At 57.8% G+C, this 1997-nt stretch carries 1 protein-coding gene and 2 pseudogenes; all 3 read right to left on the bottom strand.

The features are described from left to right. Positions 1-184 (bottom strand): annotated as a pseudogene (locus tag BLS48_RS34415) (RNA polymerase factor sigma-54); the annotation flags it as partial. 168 nt (positions 185-352) lie between these two features. Further along, entirely contained in the window at positions 353-886 is a 534-nt protein-coding gene (locus BLS48_RS34420) for a peroxiredoxin (protein WP_038654552.1), read from the bottom strand. A gap of 924 nt (positions 887-1810) precedes the next feature. Beyond that, positions 1811-1997, bottom strand: a pseudogene (locus tag BLS48_RS36050) (hypothetical protein); the annotation flags it as partial.

Raw genomic sequence — 1997 nt, forward strand, 5'->3', positions numbered from 1 at the left:
ATTTCCTTTGCCTGGGCAGATCCCGGGACCCCTTCGGATGCTCCAGAAGGGGATTGTTCTCGAGCTCCTGCTCCACGAACTGATGCAGTTCGGGAATGTTCAGCTGCAGCATGCGAATCGACTCGATGAGTTGAGGCGATAATGCAAGAGACTGTTTCTGAAGTAGGCTGAATGACGATTTCATGGTCACTTGGTATTCCTGTCTAAGAAGCTCTTGACCGCGGCCAGTTCGATCTCTCACAGGTCGACGCTTGCGCGTGACCTTTGAATGACCTCACCGGACGCGCCGCTTTAGAGCTTTGCCCTTGTGCAAGTGTCGTCCAAAACGCAGCTGCACAACTTCGGCACCAGGTCATGCTGCGTCCTTCAATGTTTGAAGGACGTTCTGCGGGGATGAGACGCCATAGGGGTCGGTCTCGCAGTTGTCGGAGAAACCTTCCTCCTCAAACCACTGCTCCACCACGCCATTATTGACCAGAGCCGCGTAGCGCCAGGAGCGCATACCGAAGCCGAGATTGTCCTTGGCAACAAGCATGCCCATTTTGCGAGTGAACTCGCCTGAACCGTCCGGGATCAGCTCGACTTTCTGCAGCCCCAAGGACTTCCCCCATGCATTCATGACAAAGGCATCGTTGACGGAGAGGCAGTAGATCGCGTCAACTCCTTCCTTCTTGAATTCCTCGTAGAGGTCTTCGAAACTGGGGAGTTGGTAGGTCGAACAGGTCGGGGTGAAAGCGCCAGGCAGCGAGAACAGGATGGCCCGTTTGCCGGCAAAGTAGTCGTGGGATGTTCTTTCTTCCCAGCGGTATGGATTGGGGCCCTGGACTGAATCATCGCGAACACGCGTAAGAAACGTGACGAAGGGAACCTTCTTTTGACCGGTCATCAAATTTCTCCGTTAAAGGAAACTGGCACTGGATTCTTGCAGGGGCTGGTGCAATACCGAGCGGCGGGTCTTGTGATGCCGGGCATGATGCCCACGGCGCTCCCGATGCTTTCCCCACTAGGGTGTATGGGAACGGCCCGGCTCCAGATCTTTCTCACCCGAAGGGCATAGATATGAGGGATGAGGGCACCTTCGAGCGCCTCGATCTGTCTTGCCGCGAATACGGCGCCGGAGCCGGCATGGATCACCCACTCCTCATAGCCGGGGTGAATCTCCTGGCAACCGGAAATGACCAGTAGCGGGATGAGCGTATGAGTCGCAAATGTGAGTCTCCACGCCACAGACCGGCGTGGCTGAACTGGTTCAGCGTATTGGCTGGACTTGCCTGTTTCCGGCCGACGTGGGCTCTGCCGAAACTTTGAGGAGCCTCTTGGCCACTGACATGCTGATGCAAACCGATGTCTGGCAAATGCGCGAGCATCATCTGGCGTCTCGGCGTCGGACCCCAGCTGCAAAGCCGCTTCCGAGGACGGATCTCCAAACCGGACGATGTCCCGGTCTTCAGCGAGGACGGCCGCCGTCGGCTTTGTCGATCGTTTGGAGCTTCGCGCGTCAGCCATGGTAGTCGCCTTCTTCGTGGTTTGATGGGCTCTAACCAGAAGAGTGCAAGCGGCATGCCATTCCAAATGAAGCTGCTTCTGCACCAGCGCTATCGCTTCGGGACGACGTCTTCGCCAACCCGGGGCTGCGCGCCAGAGCCGTCACGTCATCACACTGGACAAAAGTCCTGTGTAGAGCGGGTATTCACGCTTCCGGCACCGGCTGGCAAAGGACGGACCAGACAGCGCAAGCCCAGGCAATACCCCGCATCGGCCGGCACAGCGATTGCACAGTGTGTCTGCCCCGGCGTGCTTTTACGTGCGACTAACGTGAACGCAGGCCGGTCGCAGCAATCATCGCCGGCCGCTCTTCGGCAAGCGCCATTGTCCAGAGTCGATGAGGTCGAATTCGGCTCGGGTACATGCTGGAGGGCACTGTAAAGTTATCAGCGGATTGATGCAGCGATAGCTGGCCGGGACGGCTGTCACGCTGCGGCGAGACACGCGATTTT

This window comes from Mesorhizobium qingshengii (assembly GCF_900103325.1).
Taxonomy (GTDB): Bacteria; Pseudomonadota; Alphaproteobacteria; order Rhizobiales; family Rhizobiaceae; genus Mesorhizobium; species Mesorhizobium qingshengii.